The sequence below is a fragment of the Microcoleus sp. S36a_B3 genome (assembly GCF_036700745.1).
In the GTDB taxonomy this organism is placed as follows: domain Bacteria; phylum Cyanobacteriota; class Cyanobacteriia; order Cyanobacteriales; family Microcoleaceae; genus Microcoleus.
Map to the genome: position 1 here is coordinate 67343 of NZ_JAUBPN010000013.1, position 24290 is coordinate 91632.

Annotated in this window: 22 protein-coding genes and 1 riboswitch; of the genes, 7 read left to right on the plus strand and 15 right to left on the minus strand. The window is 45.2% G+C overall.

The annotated features are described in order from the left end of the window. Positions 1-338 precede the first annotated feature (338 nt). Complete coding sequence (locus QUA01_RS15765) at positions 339-1154, plus strand: MOSC domain-containing protein (protein WP_333090615.1); 816 nt, start codon at positions 339-341, stop codon at positions 1152-1154. A gap of 19 nt (positions 1155-1173) precedes the next feature. On the opposite strand, the gene ylqF is transcribed toward QUA01_RS15765, so the two are convergent. Both ylqF and QUA01_RS15775 read right to left on the minus strand, forming a co-directional pair. Next, a complete protein-coding gene (gene ylqF / locus QUA01_RS15770) occupies positions 1174-2028 on the minus strand; it encodes a ribosome biogenesis GTPase YlqF (RefSeq protein WP_333090617.1) in 855 nt (284 codons plus the stop codon). 461 nt (positions 2029-2489) lie between these two features. Then, entirely contained in the window at positions 2490-2900 is a 411-nt protein-coding gene (locus QUA01_RS15775; protein ID WP_333090620.1) for a universal stress protein, read from the minus strand. Positions 2901-3085: 185 nt separating this feature from the next. Between QUA01_RS15775 and QUA01_RS15780 the strand changes: the two genes are divergently transcribed. Beyond that, entirely contained in the window at positions 3086-4285 is a 1200-nt protein-coding gene (locus QUA01_RS15780; protein ID WP_194009193.1) for a phosphoglycerate kinase, read from the plus strand. Between the two features lie 187 nt (positions 4286-4472). Beyond that, on the plus strand, positions 4473-5198 hold the full coding sequence (locus tag QUA01_RS15785; protein ID WP_333090621.1) for a pentapeptide repeat-containing protein: 726 nt from the start codon (positions 4473-4475) through the stop codon (positions 5196-5198). Positions 5199-5383: 185 nt separating this feature from the next. On the opposite strand, the gene QUA01_RS15790 is transcribed toward QUA01_RS15785, so the two are convergent. The 8 genes from QUA01_RS15790 to QUA01_RS15825 form a co-directional block, all read right to left on the minus strand. Further along, positions 5384-6046: a response regulator transcription factor gene (locus QUA01_RS15790; RefSeq protein ID WP_194070775.1), complete on the minus strand. Its 663-nt coding sequence runs from the start codon at positions 6044-6046 to the stop codon at positions 5384-5386. A 312-nt stretch (positions 6047-6358) separates the two neighbouring features. Further along, positions 6359-7705 (minus strand): EAL domain-containing response regulator, encoded by a 1347-nt coding sequence (locus QUA01_RS15795; protein ID WP_194070776.1) that lies wholly within the window; start codon positions 7703-7705, stop codon positions 6359-6361. Between the two features lie 459 nt (positions 7706-8164). Then, entirely contained in the window at positions 8165-8431 is a 267-nt protein-coding gene (locus QUA01_RS15800; protein ID WP_194070777.1) for a hypothetical protein, read from the minus strand. Positions 8432-8476: 45 nt separating this feature from the next. Beyond that, on the minus strand, positions 8477-8608 hold the full coding sequence (locus QUA01_RS15805) for a hypothetical protein (RefSeq protein ID WP_333090623.1): 132 nt from the start codon (positions 8606-8608) through the stop codon (positions 8477-8479). A gap of 291 nt (positions 8609-8899) precedes the next feature. After that, positions 8900-10798: a serine/threonine-protein kinase gene (locus QUA01_RS15810; RefSeq protein ID WP_333090626.1), complete on the minus strand. Its 1899-nt coding sequence runs from the start codon at positions 10796-10798 to the stop codon at positions 8900-8902. Between the two features lie 237 nt (positions 10799-11035). Further along, complete coding sequence (locus tag QUA01_RS15815) at positions 11036-11731, minus strand: Uma2 family endonuclease (RefSeq protein ID WP_333090628.1); 696 nt, start codon at positions 11729-11731, stop codon at positions 11036-11038. Positions 11732-11883: 152 nt separating this feature from the next. Further along, positions 11884-12978: a Rho termination factor (modular protein) gene (locus tag QUA01_RS15820; RefSeq protein WP_333090630.1), complete on the minus strand. Its 1095-nt coding sequence runs from the start codon at positions 12976-12978 to the stop codon at positions 11884-11886. Positions 12979-13275: 297 nt separating this feature from the next. Beyond that, positions 13276-13455 carry a hypothetical protein gene (locus QUA01_RS15825; protein WP_333090631.1) on the minus strand — a complete coding sequence of 60 codons (180 nt, stop codon included), beginning with the start codon at positions 13453-13455 and terminating at the stop codon, positions 13276-13278. Continuing rightward, a riboswitch (Fluoride riboswitch) is annotated at positions 13411-13507 on the plus strand. It overlaps the preceding gene by 45 nt. Before the next feature lie 97 nt (positions 13508-13604). Between QUA01_RS15825 and QUA01_RS15830 the strand changes: the two genes are divergently transcribed. After that, positions 13605-13811: a hypothetical protein gene (locus QUA01_RS15830; RefSeq protein ID WP_333090632.1), complete on the plus strand. Its 207-nt coding sequence runs from the start codon at positions 13605-13607 to the stop codon at positions 13809-13811. Between the two features lie 672 nt (positions 13812-14483). Then, the gene (locus QUA01_RS15835) at positions 14484-15791 is read left to right on the plus strand and encodes a voltage-gated chloride channel family protein (protein WP_333090633.1); all 1308 of its coding nucleotides are present in this window, start codon (positions 14484-14486) and stop codon (positions 15789-15791) included. Positions 15792-16181: 390 nt separating this feature from the next. Here QUA01_RS15835 and QUA01_RS15840 read toward each other — a convergent pair whose 3' ends face one another. From QUA01_RS15840 to QUA01_RS15855, 4 genes are all read right to left on the minus strand, one after another. Further along, positions 16182-17063 (minus strand): ParB/Srx family N-terminal domain-containing protein, encoded by an 882-nt coding sequence (locus tag QUA01_RS15840; RefSeq protein ID WP_333090635.1) that lies wholly within the window; start codon positions 17061-17063, stop codon positions 16182-16184. Further along, positions 17063-18565 carry an AAA family ATPase gene (locus tag QUA01_RS15845; protein ID WP_333090636.1) on the minus strand — a complete coding sequence of 501 codons (1503 nt, stop codon included), beginning with the start codon at positions 18563-18565 and terminating at the stop codon, positions 17063-17065. The genes QUA01_RS15840 and QUA01_RS15845 overlap by 1 nt, the downstream gene beginning before the upstream one ends. Positions 18566-18773: 208 nt before the next feature. Then, entirely contained in the window at positions 18774-19823 is a 1050-nt protein-coding gene (locus QUA01_RS15850) for a fatty acid desaturase (RefSeq protein WP_194067409.1), read from the minus strand. A gap of 266 nt (positions 19824-20089) precedes the next feature. After that, positions 20090-20377: a hypothetical protein gene (locus QUA01_RS15855; protein ID WP_194009179.1), complete on the minus strand. Its 288-nt coding sequence runs from the start codon at positions 20375-20377 to the stop codon at positions 20090-20092. Between the two features lie 120 nt (positions 20378-20497). Here QUA01_RS15855 and thrC point away from each other — a divergent pair, with 120 nt between their 5' ends. Then, the gene (gene thrC, locus QUA01_RS15860) at positions 20498-21634 is read left to right on the plus strand and encodes a threonine synthase (protein ID WP_442921553.1); all 1137 of its coding nucleotides are present in this window, start codon (positions 20498-20500) and stop codon (positions 21632-21634) included. Positions 21635-22137: 503 nt separating this feature from the next. On the opposite strand, the gene QUA01_RS15865 is transcribed toward thrC, so the two are convergent. Further along, positions 22138-22776 (minus strand): hypothetical protein, encoded by a 639-nt coding sequence (locus QUA01_RS15865; protein ID WP_333090638.1) that lies wholly within the window; start codon positions 22774-22776, stop codon positions 22138-22140. Between the two features lie 151 nt (positions 22777-22927). On the opposite strand from QUA01_RS15865, the gene QUA01_RS15870 reads away from it, so the two are divergent. Beyond that, on the plus strand, positions 22928-23959 hold the full coding sequence (locus tag QUA01_RS15870; RefSeq protein WP_333090639.1) for a YihY/virulence factor BrkB family protein: 1032 nt from the start codon (positions 22928-22930) through the stop codon (positions 23957-23959). Positions 23960-24290: the final 331 nt, after the last annotated feature.

The following is a 24290-nucleotide window of genomic DNA, read 5'->3' on the forward strand; positions in this document are numbered from 1 at the left end:
AACTCAGTTCAATTTTTTGTACTTTAGTCATGGACGCACCCCAACAAAAAAACAGACTTTTAAAATTCTCCCAAGAAAGTTTTAAATAAATATTTTAGTTAAAAACCCGGTTTCGGGTCGCCCGTGCCTAAGTCCTATATTTTATAGCATAAGAGTTACCACAAGATCGGCAATAGCGGCCAAAATTATTTAATTATTCTTTACAAATATCTAGGGCAAAAATTACACTTCAAAAAAATTGCCCAATTTTATTTCAAAAAGTCAACAGCCGTCATCCTTCTGCCGGCAGAGGATGCTATAGTGTATCTAAAAAGACAATTATTTATAAATAAATCAAAATGTCTTACGTTGCCAGCATTCATATCTATCCAGTCAAGTCTCTGGACGGCATAGCAGTCAGTCAAGCCACTATTCTTGCTAGCGGAGCTCTAGAAGGCGATCGCTCTTTTGCAATCTGCGACGCAGCAGGAGAATTTATTAACACTAAGCGCAACAGCGGAATCCATTTTCTGCACTTTTCATTTGACATCAAAAAAAGAATTGCCGGTCTAAAAATTAAAGACACCGAACAAGAAATTTTTTTTCATGTAGATAGAGAACGCCCCGAAATAGAATATTGGTTGAGTAGCTACTTCGGTTTCTCCGTTCAATTAATTGAAAACTTGCTGACAGGCTTTCCCGACGATACCGCAGCACCGGGGCCAACTATTGTCAGTACCCAAACAATTGCCGAAACTGCATCTTGGTTTCCGAGAGTTTGCGTTAACGAGATGCGACATCGCTTGCGAGCTAATATTGAAATAGGAGATGTCCCGGCTTTTTGGGAAGACCAACTTTTTCCAGAAGCAGACGAAATTGTTAGGTTTAAAATAGGGACAGTAATATTTGAAGGTATTAAACCCCGTCAGCCCTGTCTCCTATCAACGCGAAATTCGGCCACGACAGAAGCTTATCCAAATTTGAAAAATGTACTAATAGCCAAGTACAAGGAAATTATGCCTGACTTGGCAAAAGATGGGGGTTTAAATCACTTGAGCAGACCGATAGTTAACACGCGAGTACCACGGGAAGCCGCCGGAAAAATAGTACGAATAGGAGACGAAGTTCAAATCCTCAGAGTCACCAAATCCCTATTTAATGCCATTCCTGATTAGTGGTACAGCACGAGTCTGATTAATCCACTGGCAATTCCAAACTAAGCTTACCCAACACACCAGTTCTAAAATCATTCAACATTTGTCGCGCCGTTCGTTCGACATCTCCTTTATATCTGTCTTTTGCTACCTCGTGCAAATAATCTTCACCGTTACTAGATCCTATATCTACTTTATACCGGGATTTGAAACCAGATACTGATACTAAAGTGTCATCATCCGCCTCAAGTTTTAGGACCAAATCTACCATAGCCGCGGCTACTACTTGATTGTCGTAAGCAGCTTCGCCAATATCTTCGCAAATAGCTAATTTTATGGCATTTTCTTGATTGTTAATCCGGGTGGGGATGATTCCGGGGGCATCTAATAACTCAATTTCGTCAGAAATGCGAATCCATCTGAGCGATTTAGTTATTCCAGCTCTGCGGGCACTGTCCACTACTCTCTGTCCTAACAGCCGGTTGATTAAAGCAGATTTTCCGACATTTGGAAAGCCCATTACCACCGCCCGAACTGGACGGGGCAGCATACCTCGATCGAACCTGCGTTTATTTAGCTGCACCCCAGCCTCCTGGACAGCATCGGAAACATCGTGCACTCCTTGGCCGTGCTCGGCATTGGTAAAATAGGCGGTTTCTCCCTGGGACTCAAACCATGTTTCCCACGCCTCGCGGGTTCGAGGCGTAATCATATCCATGCGGTTGACCACCAATACTCGCGCCTTACCGCCCACCCAGCTAGGCATTTGGGGGTGGTAAGTCGCCAATGGAATGCGGGCATCTCGGACTTCGAGCACCACATCTACTCGCTTTAGCTGTTCTTTTAATGCCCGTTCAGCTTTGGCAATGTGACCGGGATACCAGTGAATTTTCATAATACGAAGGAAGAAGGAAGAGGGAAGAGGGAAGTTCGGCAACGAGCAATGTACGGGATGTAACGGATGTAACGGATGTAACGGATGTAAGTCCGTCGGAAGAGGGAAGAGGGAAGAGGGAAGAAGGAAGGGGCTTATTACATAAATCTTTGATCGAGCCAGCCAACCGTAGATGAAAGGCAGATAAATGTAGATAATTTCCTCATTGAAAAGCGACTTTTACAATAAATCTAAGGAATAAATAAGAAGGAACTAACCACAGAGGGCGCAGAGAGCGCAGAGAGAAGGAAGCAGAGGGAAGAAGGAAGAAATCAGGAAAATGGAAAAAGAATCGAGAAAAATGCCAGAAGCAATAAGAAAGAGTTGTCTTACTTCTTCCTTCTTCCTTCTTCCTTCTTCCTTCTTCCTTCTTCCTTCTTCCTTCTTACTTCTTCCTTCTTCCTTGTTCCCTCTTCCTTCTGTTAAGGCACAATCAAAACTGCACAAGGAGACAGATTGATCACCCGATTGGTAACGCTGTCAGACGCCCCATCATCGGTTAAACCCATCCCGCGACAGCCCATCACAATCAAATCAGCGCCAATTTCGTCAGCCACATCACAAATCGTGAAAGCCGGTTTGCCTTCTCGTTCAATGACTTCAGCTTCAATTCCCTGCTGGGAAAACATCGATTGGGCCTCTGACAGCAGCTTGGCCACTGCTTCGGGCGAACTCATCACCTCTGACGGCGCGTCGCCCTCATCGGCTGGGGGCTCGACTACCGACAGAATAACTAAACGAGAAGCGTAGGTTTTCACAATATTGACAACCTTTTCGGCAGCTTCGCGGGCTTCTCGGCTTTGATCTACAGGAAATAAGACAGTCTTGAACATAGTTCGCATTTCCCGGACACGGACTCCGATAAAATGTTTACGTTGAGCCAAATCAGTGCCGTTTGTTTCATCTTCCGTTTTGTGTGCGGGCGCGGTTGAATGCGTCCGAGGCCCCAAGTGCAAGTGACGAGTGCCACCATTTCAACGGAATTAGACAAAAACACACATATTAGGAGGTTAATCCTGTGACAAAAAAAACTGTAGCAAATTTATCAGCATCAGACTTATCGGGCAAACGGGTATTGGTGCGGGCGGACTTTAACGTGCCGCTCGACAACGGCAATATCACTGATGATACTCGCATCCGGGCTGCTCTGCCGACTATTCAGGATTTAGCGTCCAAGGGCGCTAAGGTCATTTTGTGCAGTCACTTCGGGCGTCCCAAGGGTGTGACGGAGAAGTTGCGCTTGACTCCGGTTGCTAAGCGGCTGTCGGAATTGTTGGGGAAAGAGGTCAAAAAGACTGACGACTGCATCGGCGATGAAGTGGCTGCTACAGTGGCGGCGATGGCTGATGGCGATGTGGTTTTGCTCGAAAATGTCCGCTTCTATCCCGAAGAAGAAGCAAATGACCCGGAATTTGCCAAGAAGTTAGCTTCTGTGGCCGATTTGTATGTCAATGATGCTTTTGGTACCGCTCACCGGGCTCACGCTTCTACTGAGGGCGTTACTAAGTATCTGAGTCCTTCTGTGGCTGGGTTTTTGATGGAGAAGGAATTGCAGTATCTCGGTAGTGCGATCGACAATCCTCAGCGTCCCTTAGCTGCTATTATCGGTGGTTCCAAGGTTTCCAGCAAGATTGGAGTCATTGAAAAACTGCTCGAAAAGTGCGACAAATTGCTGCTGGGAGGCGGCATGGTGTTCACGTTCTACAAGGCTCGCGGTTTGAGCGTTGGTAAGTCTTTGGTGGAAGATGACAAGCTGGAATTGGCGAAGTCTTTGGAAGCTAAGGCGAAGGAACGGGGAGTTACTTTTCTGTTACCTACTGATGTGGTAGTTGCTGACAAGTTTGCTGCTGATGCTAACACTCAAACTGTCTCTGTTGAGAATATTCCCGACGGTTGGATGGGTTTGGATATCGGCCCGGATTCTGTGAAAACTTTCCAAGATGCTTTGGCCGATTGCAAAACAGTAATCTGGAACGGGCCGATGGGCGTGTTTGAGATGGAGAAGTTTGCTGCTGGAACTGAAGGAATTGCCCATTCTTTGGCGGGAATTACTAAAACCGGCACTACCACAATTATCGGTGGCGGTGATTCGGTAGCGGCTGTGGAACAGTTAAATTTGGGATCAGAAATGAGCCACATTTCTACTGGTGGCGGTGCTAGTTTGGAACTGCTAGAAGGTAAGGAATTGCCTGGTGTTGCAGCTTTAGATGAGGCTTGATTGAGTTAAGTAGGGCGGGCTTTGCCCGCCTTGCTGTAAGCAGGTCTAAATCATTGGCTGCGAATGCTGTTTTTTTTTACCGCAGAGAGCGCAGAGAGCGCAGAGAGGGAGAAAAGAGAGAAAGAAATGGGTTGAAATTCTACTGTTTGCGAGTACGATCGATCTGAAGTGGCAGTGAGGTTTGTTTGTGAAACTTAAAATCTTGGCAAGTGTAACGGCAACTATAGCAGTTTTAGCGCCGTTTTTGCTGGCAGCTCCCGTCAAAGCTCAAAATCCAGATCATGTCCGGCGGTTGCTGGAAAGTAAGGAGTGTGAGGGCTGCGATTTAAGAAATGCTGATTTGTTTAAGGCGAGTTTGTACAGAGCAAATTTAAGGGGGGCTGATTTAAGCGGAGCTAATCTCTACGAAGCTAATTTGCTAGAAGCGGATTTAAGTGGTGCTAATTTGGCGAATGCTAATTTGGTTAATGCGGAGATGTACGGTGTTGGCTTGGACAGTGCTAATTTGCGAAATGCGGATTTGTCTAATGCTTTTTTGGGGCGGGCAAATATGACGAGAGCTGATTTGCGCGGTGCTAAACTTTTTAATGCTAATTTGGGCGAATCTAATTTGCTGCAAGCTAATTTGTCGAATGTGGATTTGAGGCGTTCGCTGCTTTTTAGAGTTAATTTGAATCGCGCGAATTTAAGCGGAGCGGATATGTCTTTTGCTGACGTGCGCGATACTAATTTGCAGAATGCTATTTTGTCAAATACTCGGCTTGCTAAAGCTCAATTGAGCGGGACAAATATTGACGCGGCTAATAATGCGCGGCAAGCTGATTTGGAACGTGCTAACTTGCGGGGTACGAATTTGGGGCCGGGGGTTTGTGTGATAACTACTTTTCCTGATTGTGTTGGGAATTTGGAGTAATTCGGTCCTAGAGTGCGTCAGCCGCGATTATTTTAGCAGCTACGAGAGCGTTTGACCGGCTGGCGCACCCTGGCTTTATCTATAGAGCTTCTTAGGTGAGTTCGGTCAAGCACGAGCGATGACCAATTACGATTACCAATTACCAATTACCCATTACCTCTCTTAAATCAGAATGGGTATACGAGCTAATTTTGAGGTGGTTTGTATCCCCTTTCTAGGGCGAATTTCACAAGCTGGGCGCGATTTTCTAACTGTAGTTTGCTGAATATGCTGCCTAAATGAGCTTGTACAGTCCGGGGGCTAATAAACAGTCGATCGCTAATTTGTTTGTTAGTATAACCTTGGATAACTTCCCAAAACACTCTTTCCTCGGCTGGTGTGAGCGGCAAAGGTGCAGGATTTGGCAATACGGCCACAAGTTTTGGCTCCAGCCTAGCGCTAGAAGTTTGCAGCAGTCGGACAATCTCGGCGTGAATGCGGTGAGAGCGCTCTAATTGTCCCTTCACTTTAGCCAAGATTTCTTCAGACTGAAAAGGTTTTACCAGATAATCGTCAGCGCCGATCGCGTGACCCTCAACTTTTGACTCAATCTCGCCTTGGCCTGATAAAAATATAAACGGCACTAACTGTCCCAAACGGGTAGTACGCAAGCGCCGGCAAAACTCAAACCCGTCCATTTCCGGCATCATCACATCGGAAATTACCAAATCAGGAGGGGCATTTTCAAAAATCGAGAGCGCCTCAATTCCAGAAGTAGCGCATTCCACCCGGTATCCTTGGCTTTCCAGGTACATTGCTAAGACTGTTTGACAGTCTGCTTCGTCGTCAACTACTAAGATTCTTTCCATGACAGCCTTGCACCAATTCCCGTTGACAGTTTTTAAAACTGCGGCTCCCAAAGTAGGAACTTAAATGAGTTTACCTGCTGCAACTTGATAAAGGCTCCCAATTTCAAGACGGCACAATTCCTCAAATAGTCCAATTACCGGTGCCGCTCCCACATAATGAGAAGAAGTAGAGGAATATTGGGGAAAATCTCCTTTTTTTATTTGCCTATCCAAAAAAAGTACAACTTTTTATGAAGCATCGTCAACTTTTCCGCAGAAAATAGCAGCTAAAAGCCAGAATTTTGTTTTATTATACACAAATCTTGCTAACATTTAGACTATTCCTAGACTAGACATGGAAAGGTTTTTAGATTTTTCTGGTTCCGACAGGGGTACAAAGGGCATAAAGTGAGCAGTTGCAGCCGCCGCGGGCGGCGCGAACAAACGCTGGTCGGCAACTAAGATACTTTCAAATATCGGTGCGGGTTCGGGGCGGCTGAACAGATATCCCTGGATGATATCGCAGTTGTGCTTTTTCAAAAAGGCTAGTTCTGCTTCTGTTTCTACGCCTTCAGCAATTACTGTCATGTTTAAACTGTGACCCAGTAAAATTACTGCTGTAGTAATAGCAGCATTTTGAGAGTCTTCATTGGCATTGCGGACGAAAATTCGATCGATCTTTAAACTGTCAAAGGCAAATAGCTTGAGATATCCTAAAGTAGCATAACCCGTGCCGAAGTCGTCGATCGCAATCCGAATTCCTAGAGCTTTAAGTTCGTTTAAAGTAGCGCCTGCGACTGTCGCATTTTCCACTAAAGCGCTTTCGGTCATTTCTAATTCTAAATTAGCAGGCTCCAAGCCTGTAGTTTCCAATATTTGCACGATTCGCGCTTTGAGTTCCGGGTCGGATAACTGTCTGGCCGACAAATTTACTGATATCCTAAAGGGCGAAAACCCCGCCGCCACCCAACTAGCGGCTTGAGCGCAAGCTGAAAGCAGTACCCACTCGCCAATCTGAATAATTAAACCTGTTTCTTCGGCTAAGGGAATAAATTCGGCGGGAGAAATTATACCTCGATCGGGATTTTGCCACCGCACCAAGGCTTCAGCACCGATGATTTGTCCGGTAGCAATATCTACCTGCGGCTGATAGTATACCTGAAACTCACCTTGTGCCAAAGCGCGGCGCAGCAGAGATTCCAGAGCCAACTTTTCAGGAGAGAAGACTGAAGCATTGGTAGATTCGTTAACTAAATCTTTGAGTCTGGCTTCTGCTTGGTGAAGCGCGAATGTCAGCGGTTGAGTAATTCTTTGCCGTTTCGAGATGCCAGAAGCAATGGCTCCGAGCAATTCAGCCTTAGTAAAGGGCTTTGTCAGGTAATCGTCGGCTCCCAATTCCATCCCCCGACGAAAATCGGTTTTGGAACTTTGAGCCGTGAGAAAAATAAATGGAATTGTTGCGGCTAGAGAGTTTTGTCGCAACGTCCGCAACACGTCATAACCGTCGATTTCCGGCATCTGCACGTCGCACAAAATTAAATCGGGGATTTCTGAAAGTGCCATCTGCACCCCAAATCGACCGTTTTCGGCGACAATCACCCGATAGCTTTGAGATTCCAGGAGTTGCAGAAGAGTTTCCCGGATTAATTCGTCGTCCTCAATAACCAAAATTTTGAGCATGATACTTAGATTACAGATGGCACTATATATCAGAACCTGACTAACTCTAGCATACTCAAACTAACGAGCTACTGATTAGGCCAATTAGCCAATAAATTATTAGCCAAATGGCTAATAATTTTGCATCTGTTCTTAAATCACAATCGAATACCTGACAAAATTGGGAATAGTTCGATATTTGTCCAGTTTTGTCAGGTCAGAAAACTGCGGCGCGATACAAGTTTTATAAATTATTATTACAAGCTCGCGGAGATTGATCCTCAAAAAATGTCGCCAACACTTTCTGCGAGCAGATGGTGGCAATTACTTATATAATGCCCGCTTATATCGTGTCTTGTCGATCGCCATAACAACGATTCGTAGTGTTCACTTTAGTCCACTCTCCGGCTGCGGACTTTAGTCCGCACGCGCGAGCAAATTTTAATGCTAGCTCATCAGGATAGGCTCGGATACACCGTCTTAATTCAATGGCTTAGTGGAGTTCTCACAAAACTTGTTATCTACAATTGCAGAATTGATGCTGACAGCCTGCATTGATGACGCAACGATTTTGTTTTGCGGAACTACAACTGTCTTTTTACACACAAGTTCGCTGCTGCCTACAGAGGCAAAGTTCCAAGCATAAAATTCGGGATTGCTTACTGTTGCACTGGCGGGACGCAAACCAAATGCTGTCACTAATACTAATCCCAAAGTTAATAAAGCTACGATCGCAAATCTCACCATATTATTTTTTTGAATCTAAAAATTCACCAGCTCAGGATTACCTTATTATTGCCCGATCGCCCTCAAAGCGTCAATAGCCATCAATCGATTTGAGATTTTAGATATTTCGGCTTGCTTCGGCTGCGCCAGCCGACAAGTCGCGAGGGTACAAGTTTTAGATTTTAGATTGATTTGCAAATCCATCTTGCATATAAAGTTTGGGGCGACCAGCGACGAGTGTCTGGGGCTTATGTCTGTTTTTGGGCGGGGGTTATAGGATTTGAGATTAAAAGACTTGAGCTGCATCAATATTCGATTGCTCTTTTAACCGCAGATTTTAAACGGATAAACACCGATGGACGTAGATAATTCAATGATTGAAAGCGATTGAGTGCAACTCTAGTCTCAAGAATTGAGCATGATTGACTGGATATGGATTGGGAATTGCCCGACAGTTGTATATTTTGGAGAGAATTGTGTTATAATCTCTTACTTTGCTGTCAGATTCAATTCGTAGGCGATCGGCTCGGATGACTGAGAAACCACTACGAATTCATAAAAACCAGCATCATCCAGCAATCCCGACCAACTTTGATCCTCTGCATCTTGCAGCAAAGCTCTAGCTTTGGTGGTTCTCCCAGGAGAATACATTGACAGCAGAGTAGATTTTGGCGGCGCTTGCAAATTTACGCGCAAAGTTTGATTTTGAGCTAACCGCGCAATATATGCTTTGCCTTCTCCGGGTTTGAGATTACCTGTGAGGGTTTTGCTGTTAGCTCGGCTGTCAAATTCTACGCTTTCGAGAGTTGCTCCTGCTTGCAAAGCTGCGAGGGTGTCGGCGGTGATTGCTTGCCAAATTTGTCCGATCGGCAAACCAATCAGATTGCGATCGCGCGGCTGTCGCGGAAACCAATAAAAGAACTTAGCATCAGCCAAATCGTACAAAGCCCGACTGCTCAAATTCAGCTTGTTAACCTCTATTTTCCAGCGATCGATATCGGCGGTGGTGTAACTCCCCAACCTGGCTCTAGCGTCGCTGCTGAGGTTTTGGAGTTTGTCGAGCAACTCGTCGCCGATTTTCTGCCACCTTTCGCGCCACAGGCGATCGTCCTCACCTTCTTTTAGCAGTCGCCCACCCAATTCTGGGTATTTGGCATAGAAATTTTCGTCTACAAGGTTGACGTAACCGCTATAGAATCGATCATCAATTCCGAGCCTTGAAAAGCGATCGCGCAAAACATCTTCTTGCTGCTGCTTCGGGCCCCGAGTTTGGGGAATTTTCTGCACTTTTGATTGCAGGTTTAACAAATAATTGCCCGCAAACCAGCCAACTCCCCCCATACCAACAAGCACCACTACCACAAACAAAACCATTTGCCAAGCAGGCATTTTTTGCTGGTTGTTAATAGCGGCTCGCACAGGAATTCCCGGCAGTGTTGGGACTGGGGCGGGCATGGGTATGGGCGATCGATCCGGCGACGGCGCGGGCGCAAAATTTGGGGCCGGCTGCGGTGGCTGTAAAGGCGGATTGCCGGAGAGAGCGAGCATTACCTCGCGAGCCGAGGAGTAACGCTGGTTCGGCCCGTGAGCGAGCATTTTATCCAACACTAGGGACAAATTGGGAGATAGAGAACATTCTGCCCGCCAGTTCCAATTCAGCGTCTGGCTGTCGAGCAACTGATGCGGTTCCTTCCCCGTCAGCAACACCAAAACTGTCGCCGCCAGAGCGTACAAGTCGCTGTGGGGATTGACGATGCCCATTTGCATCTGTTCGACGGGAGCATAGCCGAGCTTGCCGATGCGAGTTGCGGGGGCGGGAGTACCGTTAGCTTCGGCAAACAGAGATTCTACGGTGGCTGCGACTTGTTTTACTCCGCCGAAGTCAATCAACACCGGCATTCCGTCAGACAAGCGCAGAATCAGGTTGTCTGGGGAGATGTCGCGGTGGATCACTCCCAGAGAGTGAATGTATTCGAGCACTGGCAAAATCTGGAACAGCAGTTGATTGATTTCTGCTTCTATGAACCGCAAACCCTGACGCTTGCGGGCATCCAGCAGGAAGCGGTAGGTTTGGCCCGGTACGTAGTCTTGGACGAGAAATAGGTAGCCTCGATCGCTAATACTGACTCGAAACAGTTCGCGGAAGCGCGGGATTTGATTGTGTTGCAGCTTGTAGAGCACTCCGGCTTCTCGCTCGAAGAGTTCCTCGGATTTTTGTAAGGCGTAACTTCCGTGCACTTGGGGCGCAAATTCTTTTAAAACGCAGGGTTCGTTAAATCGGTGGGCATCTTCAGCTAGGTAGGTGCGCCCGAAGCCTCCGTGTCCCAATTCGCGGACGATTCGGTAGTGGTTGTTGAGAGTTATGCCGGGGTAGATGGGATTGTTCATTGAAGCTTGCTGCGTCGGATTTTTACGCTTGACTGAAACTGGGAGTTTTGGCCGATCGCGCTAATTAATCTTGACATAGTGTGTGAGTGTTGATTGACCGATCGCCCGCAACGGTCATCACCTGCGGTTATTGTTGTTCAAAAAGGCGGTTGCGGGCGCGCCAGTTGGTCGGCTGTGCGATTTTGGCGACCTCGAATACACCAAGCCATCAACCGTTTTTTTGGGATGAACCGGGCGCTAAATTGTATCGGGATCGATATTTAATTCTCGCAGTTTCGCGGCCAGGCGATCGGCTCGTTGAGCCTCCCTTTCTGCAACCTCTTCTAAAGTAGGAACCAGCTTCCCTTCAGCCGTAAAAAAGCGCAATTTTTCCCCACAAATTCCCAGACTCAAATCGAGCTGCTGACTCCGCAGATGCCCGAATTCGTTAGGTGCGATTGCTTCATATTCCCCGTCAAGTAAATGAAACCCAGCTAACTCTAAAGTTTCTGGATCGAACCAAAAGTAATCGTGAGTGCGGAAAGTATCTTGATAGAGTTGTTTTTTAAAGTTTTTGTCTATATTCGCTGTTTTGGGCGACAGGATTTCAACGATAATATTCGGGTACTTTCCCTCTTCATCCCAAACAACCCAGCTTTTCCGAGTTTTTCGTTCAGTTCCGAGTACCACAAAAAAGTCTGAGCCTCGGAAGTCCTTCGATTTGAGTTGCTTGGAACAGTAATAAAGGGTGAGGTTTCCCGCAGCATAGAAATCATTTCTATCTCGCCACAGCCATTCTAGACAGTTGAGCAGTAGGATTATTTGTCGCAGGTGCAGTTCTGTTTCTACGGAATGTTCATCACTATATAAATCGTCGGGCGGAAAGATAAAGTTTTCCGGTATCTCTTGTTCTGGTATTTCTTGGGTAGTAGCTAATTCTGCGGTTGCGGACATGGCTGCTGGGTGAGGAGTAAGAGGTTGTGTGTCTATTTTAGCAAGCTTTTGATATCTCTGCCGAGGACTATTCTGAAATCCCGATCGCGCTTTTGTCTAAAAACGCGATCGAACACCGAACAATAAGTCTTGAAATATTAGCAATTACCCCTTTATTGCGCGTCAGATTCTCTGAGAGCCGCTAGAATTTCCGGTCGTTTCATGCGCGCGTATCCCGGCAATTTCCGGTCTTTGCCGATCGCCTTTAACCGTCTCAGTGAAAGATCCTCGTAGTCTTCCTCTTGGGGCGGAAACGGCAACGGCAACGGCAACTGTAACTGCGGTAGCTGAGGTTTTTGCTGCGCCTTCGACTGCTTCTGACGCTGCGACTTCGGCTGCTTTTTACCCTGTATTTGCGGCGGTATTTCTGAGGGCGTCGCACCGTCGGAAAGTTGGCTGCGGAGTATAGCGATTTGATTTTTGAGATCGCTTTCTACATCTTCAATCGCCTCGGAAACAAACTGATTAATAATTTGGACTGTGCGTTTTAATTTTATTGACAGCAGCTTTTCTAGTTCATCCAACTGGATCGACGCACCTGCCAGATTTATCTCAGAAATTACCGCCGATGTCGGAGAATTATCGCTCCCAGACTGTTCATTTTTTTTAGCCAATTTATCTACCTTTTCGTGAAATGTTTTTTCAACTTGTTCGAGCCGACGCTGAATTTGTTCTATTCTGTCACTCTCAAAATTAGGCTCAATTAGAGCTTTTAGTTGCTTTTTTAGTAAATCTTCATTTTTTTTAACAGATTGTTCTATTTGTTTAGTTAGACTATCGACTTTTTTTTGAAACGACAGCTCAAATTGTTGCAGTAGAGTCTCAAGTTGTGCGGTTTTCTGAGTCGGTTGCGGAGCTAAATGTTCCATTTCCGATCGAGCAGCAGCTACCTCCTCATCCGTCATTTCAAACACCCAAGCCCACATTTGCTCGGTGCCGAGTTCTTTGGCAACAATACACCAATCTGAGCCGCAGATTACTTCATATTCTTCTTCGTTGCTGTAAGCTTCTGTAGGACGTACAATTAAAGGAATTAAGTTGCTACCTTGCTCGATGAGGCTTCTTCTGAGAGCTTCGCGGCGTTCGCGAGGGATTTCTCTCCCCTCAGTCTCAGGTACCGCAATTTGCGAAGTATAAATCTGACTGTGACTAATTGGCTTAATCCGTAAATATTCAACTATTCGGTTTTGATCTTGCGATCGATCCATCTTGTTACAAGTCCCCTTTTGTCATCAAAATTATGGTGTTTGGGTAATTATGTATATTTGCACTTTACAGCCTGCGTTTTGAGTGATGCGAGATTAACCCAAGAACTCTCAGCCATAAGGTGCGAGACAAACACCTTAGCCAGACTGTGCGCTCAGGAGGACATATCGCCGCAGTGCTTTACTGTGCCGCTGGCTGTGCGGTGAGAACCCGGGCGATCGACAAAACAGACTGCAATTCCTAAAAAAAAGCGACTGTGATGAGTTTAACTGGCTGTGGGACACAAATGATACACCGCTTTACTCATCTTTACTTTTTTTGGAGTTAGGGCGAGCCTCTGCGAGGACTTCGCTAACAGGCTGACGTTGCGAGTTGCGATCGCGATTCTGCCAGAAATAATCTTCTTTTGCTTTTTGTACAAAAGATGGTATAAGAATATTAATGGCGATGGAGCTCGCCAAAACCGCCTGAAGCGTCATTCTTTCCTTGCGTTAATTGAAAGACTAAAAGGCTGATGGCTCCTACTTTTCTGGCTTGCTGCCGGAGAGTAGGGTCGTGAAAACTTCTCACTAACTTCTCAAAGCTAGCAAGCCTTTGTCCATACTCAGGATCTGGAGAAAGGAATCTCATGTTAGCTAGTGTGCTGTGGATTTTATTCATGGGCTTTTTTACGGGTCAGATTTCCCGTCACTTAGTTGCTCAACCTTTGATTGGAATGATTTTGGTGGGGATAGTTTTAGGGCCGCAAGTTAGTGATATTTTTAGTCAAGAAGTGCTGAAATCGGCGGATAATCTACCAATTGTGGCAATGATAATTATCCTGATGAAAAACTAACAGCAGTAAGTCCTACTATATTGTTAGCAGCAGTGGATACTTATCCCTTTTCTACAAAAGTTTTGTTCGAGGCAGCAAGCCTAGCGCGTCGTGTTGATGGTGAAGTAATTGTGTTCTAGGTCATTAATATTGTGGAAAAAGAAGCTGTAGAATAACTGGGCGATCGCACTCAAAAATTACTTTCAGATATCCGTCATCAACTTATTAGCATTAATGCCTCCGTTTCAAAGGAAATTATTCGCGTCCCTCAAGATTAGACTTGCATTACCAAAGTCATAAACTATCTTGAAAAGCATCTGCATCGATATGTGTTGCATCTGCTTTTCATTAGCGTTTAATTTATCGATCGAAGATTTATACAAGAGGTCTAGTATGAAGTGACAGAGATTGTGATGAAAAAACGGGGACATAGACTTTGCGAACAGGTGTTATATCAATTCCGGTTGCACTCATACATGATGTTAACTGTTAACAGTGAATTTACTATTCCGATGAAAAGAGGATTTGATATTAGTCAGTTTTGGAGCGCAAACGACGAGAGTAAAATAGTTTTATTTCCCGTAATTCTGGGAGAATATCGCAAAAATCAACCCTGATTTGGTGATATTTGCAACAGAGGTTTCGCTATTTTAATATTCACCAAAATCGAATTCAAAAATAGGAATTTTTATCATGAAATGGTTTGAGCAATTTGAGCAATTCATTGCCTTAGTCAAAATCAGTAAGTGGTTCATCATTTCTTGTCTAGTTGGTATTCTTTCCGGCTTAGGTTCTGCTGCTCTCCTAGCATCTTTAGAGTGGGCAACAAATTGGCGAGAGTCTCATCTGTGGATTATTGCCTTATTGCCCCTGGCTGGATTCTTAAGTGGTTGGATTTATGATCAATATGGAAAAAATGTAGAAGCTGGAAATAATCTTTTACTCGAAGAGATTCATAACCCGAAAAATATTATTCCGTTGCGGATGGCTCCGATGGTACTGCTAGGTACAGATATGACTCATTTATTTGGGGGTTCTGCAGGTCGTGAAGGGACAGCACTGCAAATTGCTGCATCACTAGCCGACCAATTAACTAAAATATTCCGCTTTAAACACGCTAATCGACGAATTTTATTAATGTCTGCTCTCAGTGGTGGATTTGCTTCCGTTTTCGGAACTCCCTTAGCTGGAACTATCTTTGGTTTAGAGGTTTTAGCAATTGGAAATATTCAACATGATGCTCTTTTTCCCTGTTTAGTTGCAGCAGTTGTGGGCGATCGCGTTACCTTAGCATTGGGTCTGCATCATACAGCATACCGCCATGCTACCTTTGTACCCACCATGACTCCAATGGGGCTAATTTCTGCAATTATCGCTGGTGCAATATTCGGAATTGTAGCGATGATTTTTGCCAGACTCACTCATCAAATAAGCCACTTTTTTAAATCAAAAATATCCTATCCTCCTTTTCGTACTGCGATCGGTGGTGCGATTGTCGCACTGAGTGTGTGGGCGATTGGATCGACTAGATATATCGGTTTGGGTATTCCTACTATTGTCGATGCGTTTAACACTCAGTTACCGCCTTGGGATTTTGCAGCAAAAATAGTGTTAACTGCGTTAACTTTAGGGGCAGGTTTTAAGGGAGGGGAAGTGACTCCTCTATTTTTTATTGGTGCAACATTAGGCAATGCTTTGTCATTAATTTTGGCATTACCAGCACCTTTATTGGCCGGAATGGGATTTGTTGCTGTCTTTGGCGGTGCGGCGAATACACCGATCGCCTCAACTTTAATGGGAATTGAACTTTTTGGTCTCGAATCGGGGGTATTTATTGCGATATCCTGTGTGATGAGCTATGTTTTTTCAGGTCATGCCGGCATTTATAGTTCACAGCGAATTAGTTCGAGTAAATACTCTTTTATGTCAATGCAAGAAGAGTTAAAGTTGCAAAATCATGCAAATAATAATTCTTTCGATGCAGAAAAAACTATCAAGTAGTCGCGGCCGTTAACTTGATTTGAGATAGTTCGGTTAATCGGATATGCTGATTACTGATCCTACGCTGTTACAGAAACCCGCGATCGCGATGCTAGTCGCTTTGGTATTAGTTATTTGGCTGGAAAACGCTAAAAAGCAAATCTGTTGAGCAGCAGGTTGGTTTTTAATCGCGGTTTATCCAGTCTTGCTGATGGCCATGTTTTGCTATGAAAGGCGATCGGGCAGTTTCAAATTTTGTCGGATAGGCTAGAAGCCCGCCCCAACAATGCAATTGCAAGTGATAAGTATTTTTGCCCTAGTCAATTACCTGTCAAAAATCAGGTTTCAACTAGGATTTCAACTCTTGTGGGGCGAGCTTCTAGCCTGCCCCAACAATGAAATTTAAACAGATCACAGCATATGAGTATTTTGCCAATAATCAATAATTTTAATCATTGTTTTGTCCGTTAACCCCTTAATGCGTTCCACCACATTAGCAAAGGACACAAACGGGCGCACATCTCGTTCTTTAAGTATTAATTGTATCACCGGAGCCTTCAAAAACGTAGTGGCTTCTAAACTCGCTTTCAGTTGAGCTTTATCTTGAGTATTCAATGCCTCCAAAAGCGGCATCGAACCTGACAAGCTCGGTGTAACAGATTCCAGCTCTACCGCCGGAGGTTTTGCAGCTTCACTCTCTAATTTCAACCGCTCAATTCTGCGATCCAGCCCAGCCTCAATTAACAGAGGTAATTGTTGGGAAAATAAATTTTCAACTTCTTGTATTCTCTCAGCCAACACCTGTTTTTCGCGGGCGTGTTCCGCCTTCAATTCATTGATTTGATTTTCTAACCTAGCTTCAATATTAATCAACCGCTGCTCAAAACTCGATGGTGGTTCCGAAACCGGATTTTCACCCACACTTTCAGTTATAGATGACTCTTCGGGAGTTGCACTTTCACCCCTACTCTCACTGACAGCGCCGCTTCTGAGAATTTCCAGTTGTGCGAGGAGAAGTTCTTCATTTTCTGGTTCCAGAATGAATGCACCGATTGTCTCGCCCTTGAAAGGTTCAATTTCCTTTGCTCTCGCCGCCGCGTAGAATTCAAAATTTCCATCTACTATTTCGTAGGAATCCATACCCGTGCGGCGAACAATTATCGGATTAATCAATCCTCCCAAATTTAAAATCAGTCTCGCTAATTTCTCCAAATCCGGCTGAGCAAAATTGGAAGAAGGCACAGCAGATACAATCTTTTTCACCGCAACCAGCGACGGAAATAATTTTTTCATTAATTTTTACCTGTTTTTTCCAAAACTTCTACTGCTAGCATTTCAAATTCTTGAGCAGCGATGGAATCTGGCTTAAAGTCCAGTACCGAAATCGGATCGGAAATTTCCATATCTCCCACGATTTGAATTTGTTCTGCACACTTAGCCAAATCATCTCTCTCGTAAATCACGCTGTCCATAATTTCAATACCGTAACGTTGGGGAATTGTTTCCCGCCGCTTCGGCAAACTGTACTGTACAAATTTAGCATTTGTCGAGATTTTGCAAGGCAGAACTCCTAAAATTGCTAGAGGTTTCTTGCCAATTTGTTTCTTGAATCCATTAACTTTTTTAATAAAATCCTTGACATTAATCAGTCCTTGATTGGCAAAGGGTTTTAAGTCAGAAGGAATAATCAAATAATCCGCAGCAATCAGCGCCACTCTCGCATAAAAGTTCAAAGACGGCGGCGTATCAATCAGTACAATATCGTACTTGTCTTGAACTTCCGCTAGTTTTTGAATTAAAATCATGCGGCTGTAATCTAGTTGATTTAGTTCCGTTTCGTAGTACATTAAATCGATGTGGGAAGGAACCACATCAATGGCGGGATTGCAAAAATTAGACTTGCGTGCTACTTCGGCTATTGAATAAAAATCTTCTGATTGTAAAATGTGAAGAATATTGCTATCTTTCAAATCGTCTTGTTCTTCATCATCAAATTTTACCAAGCCAGTTGCAAAGGTTGTATTTGCTTGACTGTCTAAGTCGATGACTAAAACTTTTTTACCTTCCTTGCTCAGCGCTGCCGCTAAATTGACTACTGTTGTAGTTTTGCCAACGCCGCCTTTGTTGTGGTAGACTGCAATTATTTTCATAGTATTTGGCTTATTAGAGGAAACAGTTACATCTGATTGAACTTGCAGATTAAATGCATTATTTTCAGGTATTTTTTGGGGTTCTGAGATGTCACTTGACTGTGGCTCTGAGGTGGCGAGATTGTCCGGTTGTATTGATACTTCGTTAATTAAATCAGGAATTAATAAATCAATATTACTATCTTCCTGTTCGAGATTTTCTGGAGCTTTTAGAGATTTTAAACTATCTCTGCCAATTAAAGCGATAATTTCATCAAGTCTAGTTTCTAGCTCTTCTCCGGCACACTGAAAAACTAGCTGAATATCATCGCTGACTTTTTCGTAAATTCTAATTTCTTTAGCGTTAGTTATGACTCCGTAGCGAATGCTTAAACTTGTTAAGTAACGCTTCAGTCTCCTGACGTGACGGTCTAATTTTTCCTTGGGATGTTTGGCTTCGATGACTATACTCATCTGCGAGTCTGCATCGAGCATTAAGGGGATGTATTGGATGCGAAATGAGAGGAAGTCTAGGCGAATATTCCCAAAGGCGATTTCTTGATGCCAACTGTCGGGGGTATAGCCCAGTTTTGGCAACAGATAAGTGACAATGAGTTTGCTTTCTACTTCGCTTTCGTTGCGACAGTTATTAGGATTAAAACTCAAGGGATTTTATAAGTTGTTAATTGTTAGTTGTTAATTGTTAGTTGTTAATTGTTAGTTGTTAGGTGTTAGTTGTTAATTGTTAGTTGTTAGTTGTCATTGGGAATTGGGAATTGGGAATTGGGAATTGAGAATTGGGAATTCGTAGCAAGTAACCAATAACCAATAACCAATAACAACTAACCAATTCCCAACAACTAATGACTGCTGACTATTTGGTTTGAGCGTTAACTTCCTCTAATGTCAGATAGCCGCCTGCGGGATTGTACAGGTGACAGTTGTCGGCAATTCGCTTCATTAAAGACCAAGAAAACTTGGTTTCGTAGAGATGAGGTTGCCAGTTTTCCTTGAGGCTGCTGTGGGCGAGGCGCAAGTTGTACCAGGGTATCGCTGTTGAAAGGTGGTGCGGAACGTGGACGTTAATGTCGTGACACAAAAACTCTACCCAGCGGGGATAGTCGCAGTGAACTGTTCCCGATAGTTGCGCTTGGGCTTCGTTCCATTCTGCTGCTGGTTTAAAGGAAATGTCTGGTGCTGTGTGGTGAACAATGGTGAAAGTGCTCATCCAGAAATGGTAAACCATCCAGGGCAGCAACCAAAATTTGACAAATCCCCAAATGCCTGTGGTGGCAATTAATAGCGGAAATCCGATCGCAGCACCGATTAAAACTACCAAAACTGAAAACCGCACTTGTTCGCGCTGTTGACCTTTGAAGCGCCACCACATGAAGTGTACTTTTGCCCAGTGGGCGATCGAGCCAACCCACCACATCGGGCCGAAGATTAAACTATAAGCTATTTGTAAAGCTTTGGGTGCAGCAGCATAGTCGGCTGCTGTCATCGGCTGCCAAGCATTATCTTCGCCAATTTTGTTGGTATGCTTGTGGTGATAATTGTGTCCGTGCCGCCATGCGTGGAACGGGAAAATTAAGGGCAAAAATGCCAGATGTCCGACTAAATCGTTTACCCAGCGGCGGTTAGCAAATGACCGGTGGCCGCAGTCGTGGCCGATGACAAAAAAACCCGTTAATCCGGTACCGGTGAAAATCCACATCAGGGGCAGTAAATACCAAGGTGATACTGCTATGCCAACATAACCGACAGCTACTAATAAAACGTTGACGATGACTTTTGTCCAAGCTTTGCGGGGGTTTTTGACAAACACTTCGCGCGGCAGGGTTTTGAGAATATCTTTGAGGCGCAGGTTGGAAGTGTCACTTGCGGATGTCAATTTTAGTGGTTTTTCGATCGATGCTGTCATAAATTGATTTCGATTCTCCGTATGCCATGTGGATGGCTTAACAAAATTAACGCAGTACAAAAGCACAGTAAAATATCAGCTCGCTGTCAGCTAGGGACAGACGAGTTGAACAACAGGCAGGGGCGTTTTAGAAAATGCTAGCTATCGCTAGCCGCCGTTGATAATGGCTAGCGCTTTTGGTTTAAAAAACACTCAGGTTAACTGGGGTTAACAAAACTTTACTTTTTATACCACAGGGGCGGCACAATTAGCACGAGTTGTCACTACTAATTGCCGTTGCTGACAACAGAATTGTGTTCGATCGCCAATTGAGAGCAAGCAACAGAGCGCTGCTGTTTGAGAGTTTGTACCTGCAACAGCAAGGAGTCAATTTCCGCTTGTAAGTGCAGGAACTTAACTTGCTGATCGGCTTGGTAGGGGCACTTCACCAAATCTAATTTGCGAGTCAAGCAGGTCGATCGGGCAGAAGGACTAGCCGTTTCGGGATGGCTCGCGGTGATTTGAGGCCGGGAAAGAGTGGATGAATTATTTGACATTAGTAATTGAGTAGACATATCTACGCATTCACACCATTAAGTTACTTTAACCTGAACCGATCGTATTAAACATCAAATTAACCGATCGAGCTAAAATTAGTGTAAATTCTTTGGCCATTGCCTAAAACCATTGACATCGTGACCCCGATCCTACCTGCTACTGACTCTGCTACTCACTCCGCGGCTAACTCCGCTGCCCCTGCAGCCTCGCCGAAACGCTACGGTTGGCCTGGCTTGATCGAAGCTTATCGCCCCTACCTGCCGGTGACGGAAACCACGCCCGTAGTGACGCTCCAAGAAGGCAACACTCCCCTGATTCCAGCACCGGCGATCGCCTCTCTCATCGGTAGAGAGGTGCGCGTCCTGGTCAAATACGACGGCCTCAACCCCACTGGTAGTTTCAAAGACAGGGGGATGACAATGGCAATTTCCAAAGCCAAGGAAGCCGGCGCAGAGGCAGTAATTTGCGCCAGCACCGGCAATACTTCCGCCGCTGCGGCAGCCTACGCCAGACGCGGCGGAATGCGGGCTTTCGTGCTGATTCCCGAAGGATACGTCGCTTTGGGCAAGTTGGCGCAAGCCTTGCTTTACGGTGCCGAAGTAATTGCGATTGGGGGAAACTTCGATCGAGCCTTAGAAATCGTCCGCGAAATGGCCGTCAGCTATCCCGTGACTTTAGTCAACTCCGTCAATCCTTACCGCTTAGAAGGGCAGAAAACCGGCGCCTTTGAAGTAGTGGACGCTTTGGGCGACGCGCCCGACTGGCTGTGCATTCCCGTGGGAAATGCGGGAAACATCACAGCATACTGGATGGGTTTTTGTCAATACCACCAAGCAAAAAAATGTTCGCGCCTGCCGCAGATGATGGGATTTCAAGCAGCCGGAGCAGCGCCGTTAGTAACCGGCAAAGCGGTGGCGAACCCGGAAACCTTGGCGACAGCAATTCGGATCGGCAACCCTGCTAGCTGGAAACAGGCGATCGCCGCTTCGGAAGCCAGCCGTGGCAGTTTTAGTGCTGTTACGGATGAGGAAATTCTCGACGCTTACCGCCTGCTAGCATCCCAAGAAGGGATTTTCTGCGAACCCGCAAGCGCCGCTTCTGTAGCCGGTTTGCTGAAGGTAAAAGACCAAGTTCCGACAGGAGCGACAGTGGTTTGCGTACTCACCGGTAACGGCTTAAAAGACCCGGATACAGCAATCAATCACAGCAATAACAAATTCAAACAGGGAATTGCTCCTAGTTTGGATGCTGTAGCTGGGGCGATGGGATTTTAAGAAGGAAGTTCGGCAACGAGCAATGTACGGGATGTAACGGATGTAAGTCCGATTTCCGTCGGAAGAAGGAAGTTCGGCCACGAGCAATGTACGGGATGTAACGGATATAACGGATGTAAGTCCGATGTCCGTCGGAAGAAGGAAGAAGGAAGAAGGAAGAAACTACTTGCTTCTTGTTACCAGGCTCTGCCTGGTAACGCAGATAGGCGAGGCTCTACCTCCATCTGGGAAACAGTTACATAAAGCGAGGCAGAGCAAGAGTGATATGGGTTCCTTTCGCTGGAGCATGGGAACCAGTTAAAGTCAACACTACAGGTTTGTAGTGCGGAATAAAGTCGGTTCGTAGTGCGGAATAAAGTCCGTACTACGAACCGTTTTTGTTATATTAGTAGTTCTTGTTTTGCGGAATAAAGTCCGTACTACGAACCGTTTTTGTTATATTAGTCGATCGCGCAAAATCTAACCGTCCAACAAATGTTCGCCACAAGTCACTTTGCTCATTTCTAATTCCCAAAGGGCGGTAAATCTATTAACTGGTTTTTAGAAGGTGGAAGCTGAGCGGAATTTCTACCGGTTGGAGCGGGATTTTGACGAATTTCGATCGCAGTTTCGCCGGGATTTGCAGTGCGAGTAGGTACTATTTCAAGAGAATATGCTGGTGTTTCCATTTTGGTAGTAGGAACAGTTTGTGCTTTCGCCAGCAAGTCAACTGCGTCTCCGAGGGCGGTGGTTAAATTCCTGCTAGTATCGGCGTGACGGGCTTCTTCTTGTTTGAGGGCTTGACTCAATTGTTTAATTTGTTCGATCGCCCGATCGCGCTCTTCGAGAACTTTTGCTAACTTAGCTTTAAGTTCGCCCACTGTTTGCAGTTGTGCGACTTCCTGCTGGCGAGCAATTCCAGCATCTTCGCCTTCGGGCGCAATCGGCGAAAAACTTTGTAACTCTTCTATTTGTGCTTCCAAAGCAGCGATGCTTTGCTGAGTTAATTTAGCATCATTCCGGCGCTGTTCGGCTTCTGTATTGTAAAGTTGTCGCCACTGAGCCGCACTTTCACCGGCATCATCGCGATCGCGCGAAACCTCTGTTAACTGCTGTTGCAGCCGCTTAATTTCATCTAACCACTGTCTGACATCCTGAGCCATATTGTTAATTTTAGATTTTAGATTGAAGAATGGGTAATAGCTTAATTAATTAATTAACGCTCTTGATTTCCAATTGTCGTTAGCGGAGCCCTCGAAGAAGATCGCCCGTACATCCATTTTGCATTTTCACCTTTCCCCTTTCCTGTGCCCTATGAACATTTATTACTGGTTGCGCTACCTGAGTTTAGCTTTGTTTAAGGCGCTTTTAAAGAAGCTTCGAGCCATCACAAAAAAGTTTAGTGATTTTTTAGTGTTTTGTCGGTGTTTGACTTGGGGCACGCTCAGGGAAGTCGGCGCGCAAGCGGGAGAGCAGCGCTTGCCGGGGCTGTCAGCAGAAATGGCCTACAATTCTATACTGGCGCTATTTCCGGGGCTGTTGGCGGTGTTGTCGGCGATCGCCCTTTTTGAACCTTTGCAGTCAACACTGTATCAAATCGCCGGTCTTTTGGGGGAAGTCATACCCGATGACATTCGCAATTTGATTCGTGGCGTCATCAAAGAAATTCTGTTAACTCGCAATAAAGGGCTGTTTTCCGTGAGTTTTGTAGTGTCGCTGTGGGCATTTTCTGGAGTCATGAGCGCGGCGATGGCTGCTCTCGATCGCATCCATAAAATCCCTAGCGATCGAGCTCGATCTTTTGTGAAAGCGAAACTCATTTCTATAGGTCTGAGTATCGGTACAATTGTGCTGTTAATTATAGCATCGGCAGCCATATTTGTCAGCGACTTAATTGTACAAGCTATTGCCCGCCAGAGTTGCCTGTTGGAGTCCGTCGCCAATTGCAATTTAAAAGATGTCCAAAATTGCTTGCTGCTAGCCAAAAACTGCCCTTTAGAGTCGCAACTATTAGCTGTTTGGGGGCTGTGGCGGTGGCCGATTGCTTTAGGGATTGTATCAGTTGCCTTTGCCTTTGTTTATCGCTACGGGCCCAGCCGCCACCAAGCCGATATTCCGATTTTTTCGGGAGCAGTTTTTGCTGCTATTTTGTGGGCGCTGTTTTCGGCTTTGTTTCGGTTTTATGTTGTGCATTTGAGCAATTTCACTTGGGCTTACGGGACGATCGGCACTTTTATTATGTTGCTGTTGTGGCTCGATCTTTCTTCTTTGGCGATGTTGCTCGGAGCTCAGTTAAACGTGACAGTAGGAAAAGCCATGAAACAATCGATAGGGTATAGGGTATAGGGCATTGGGCAAACAGGGTATAGGGCATTGGGCAAACAGGGCATTGGGCATTGGCCAAACAGGGCATTGGGCATTGGCCAAACAGGGCATTGGGCGGAGCGAAGCGGAGGGATTGGGCATTGCAACCAACAAATAACAAATAACAAATAACAAACAACAAATAACAACAGTCAACAGTCAACAGTCAACAGTCAACAGTCAACAGTCAACAGTGAATTTACTATTCCGATGAAGAGAGAATTTGATATGAGGTATCGATCGATCGTTTTCTCAATCGCTCAATCCCACAATCTAAAGTCTAAAATTTTTAAATCCCCAATCTAAAATCTCA

Excerpts from the sequence above, each read along its gene's own strand:
- QUA01_RS15765 (WP_333090615.1), top strand. The coding sequence starts at position 339 with ATGTCTTACGTTGCCAGCATTCATATCTATCCAGTCAAGTCTCTGGAC.
- ylqF (WP_333090617.1), bottom strand. The coding sequence starts at position 2,028 with ATGAAAATTCACTGGTATCCCGGTCACATTGCCAAAGCTGAACGGGCA.
- QUA01_RS15775 (WP_333090620.1), bottom strand. The coding sequence starts at position 2,900 with ATGTTCAAGACTGTCTTATTTCCTGTAGATCAAAGCCGAGAAGCCCGC.
- QUA01_RS15790 (WP_194070775.1), bottom strand. The coding sequence starts at position 6,046 with ATGGAAAGAATCTTAGTAGTTGACGACGAAGCAGACTGTCAAACAGTC.
- QUA01_RS15795 (WP_194070776.1), bottom strand. The coding sequence starts at position 7,705 with ATGCTCAAAATTTTGGTTATTGAGGACGACGAATTAATCCGGGAAACT.
- QUA01_RS15800 (WP_194070777.1), bottom strand. The coding sequence starts at position 8,431 with ATGGTGAGATTTGCGATCGTAGCTTTATTAACTTTGGGATTAGTATTA.
- QUA01_RS15810 (WP_333090626.1), bottom strand. The coding sequence starts at position 10,798 with ATGAACAATCCCATCTACCCCGGCATAACTCTCAACAACCACTACCGA.
- QUA01_RS15815 (WP_333090628.1), bottom strand. The coding sequence starts at position 11,731 with ATGTCCGCAACCGCAGAATTAGCTACTACCCAAGAAATACCAGAACAA.
- QUA01_RS15820 (WP_333090630.1), bottom strand. The coding sequence starts at position 12,978 with ATGGATCGATCGCAAGATCAAAACCGAATAGTTGAATATTTACGGATT.
- QUA01_RS15825 (WP_333090631.1), bottom strand. The coding sequence starts at position 13,455 with ATGACGCTTCAGGCGGTTTTGGCGAGCTCCATCGCCATTAATATTCTT.
- QUA01_RS15830 (WP_333090632.1), top strand. The coding sequence starts at position 13,605 with ATGTTAGCTAGTGTGCTGTGGATTTTATTCATGGGCTTTTTTACGGGT.
- QUA01_RS15835 (WP_333090633.1), top strand. The coding sequence starts at position 14,484 with ATGAAATGGTTTGAGCAATTTGAGCAATTCATTGCCTTAGTCAAAATC.
- QUA01_RS15840 (WP_333090635.1), bottom strand. The coding sequence starts at position 17,063 with ATGAAAAAATTATTTCCGTCGCTGGTTGCGGTGAAAAAGATTGTATCT.
- QUA01_RS15850 (WP_194067409.1), bottom strand. The coding sequence starts at position 19,823 with ATGACAGCATCGATCGAAAAACCACTAAAATTGACATCCGCAAGTGAC.
- QUA01_RS15855 (WP_194009179.1), bottom strand. The coding sequence starts at position 20,377 with ATGTCTACTCAATTACTAATGTCAAATAATTCATCCACTCTTTCCCGG.
- QUA01_RS15865 (WP_333090638.1), bottom strand. The coding sequence starts at position 22,776 with ATGGCTCAGGATGTCAGACAGTGGTTAGATGAAATTAAGCGGCTGCAA.
- QUA01_RS15870 (WP_333090639.1), top strand. The coding sequence starts at position 22,928 with ATGAACATTTATTACTGGTTGCGCTACCTGAGTTTAGCTTTGTTTAAG.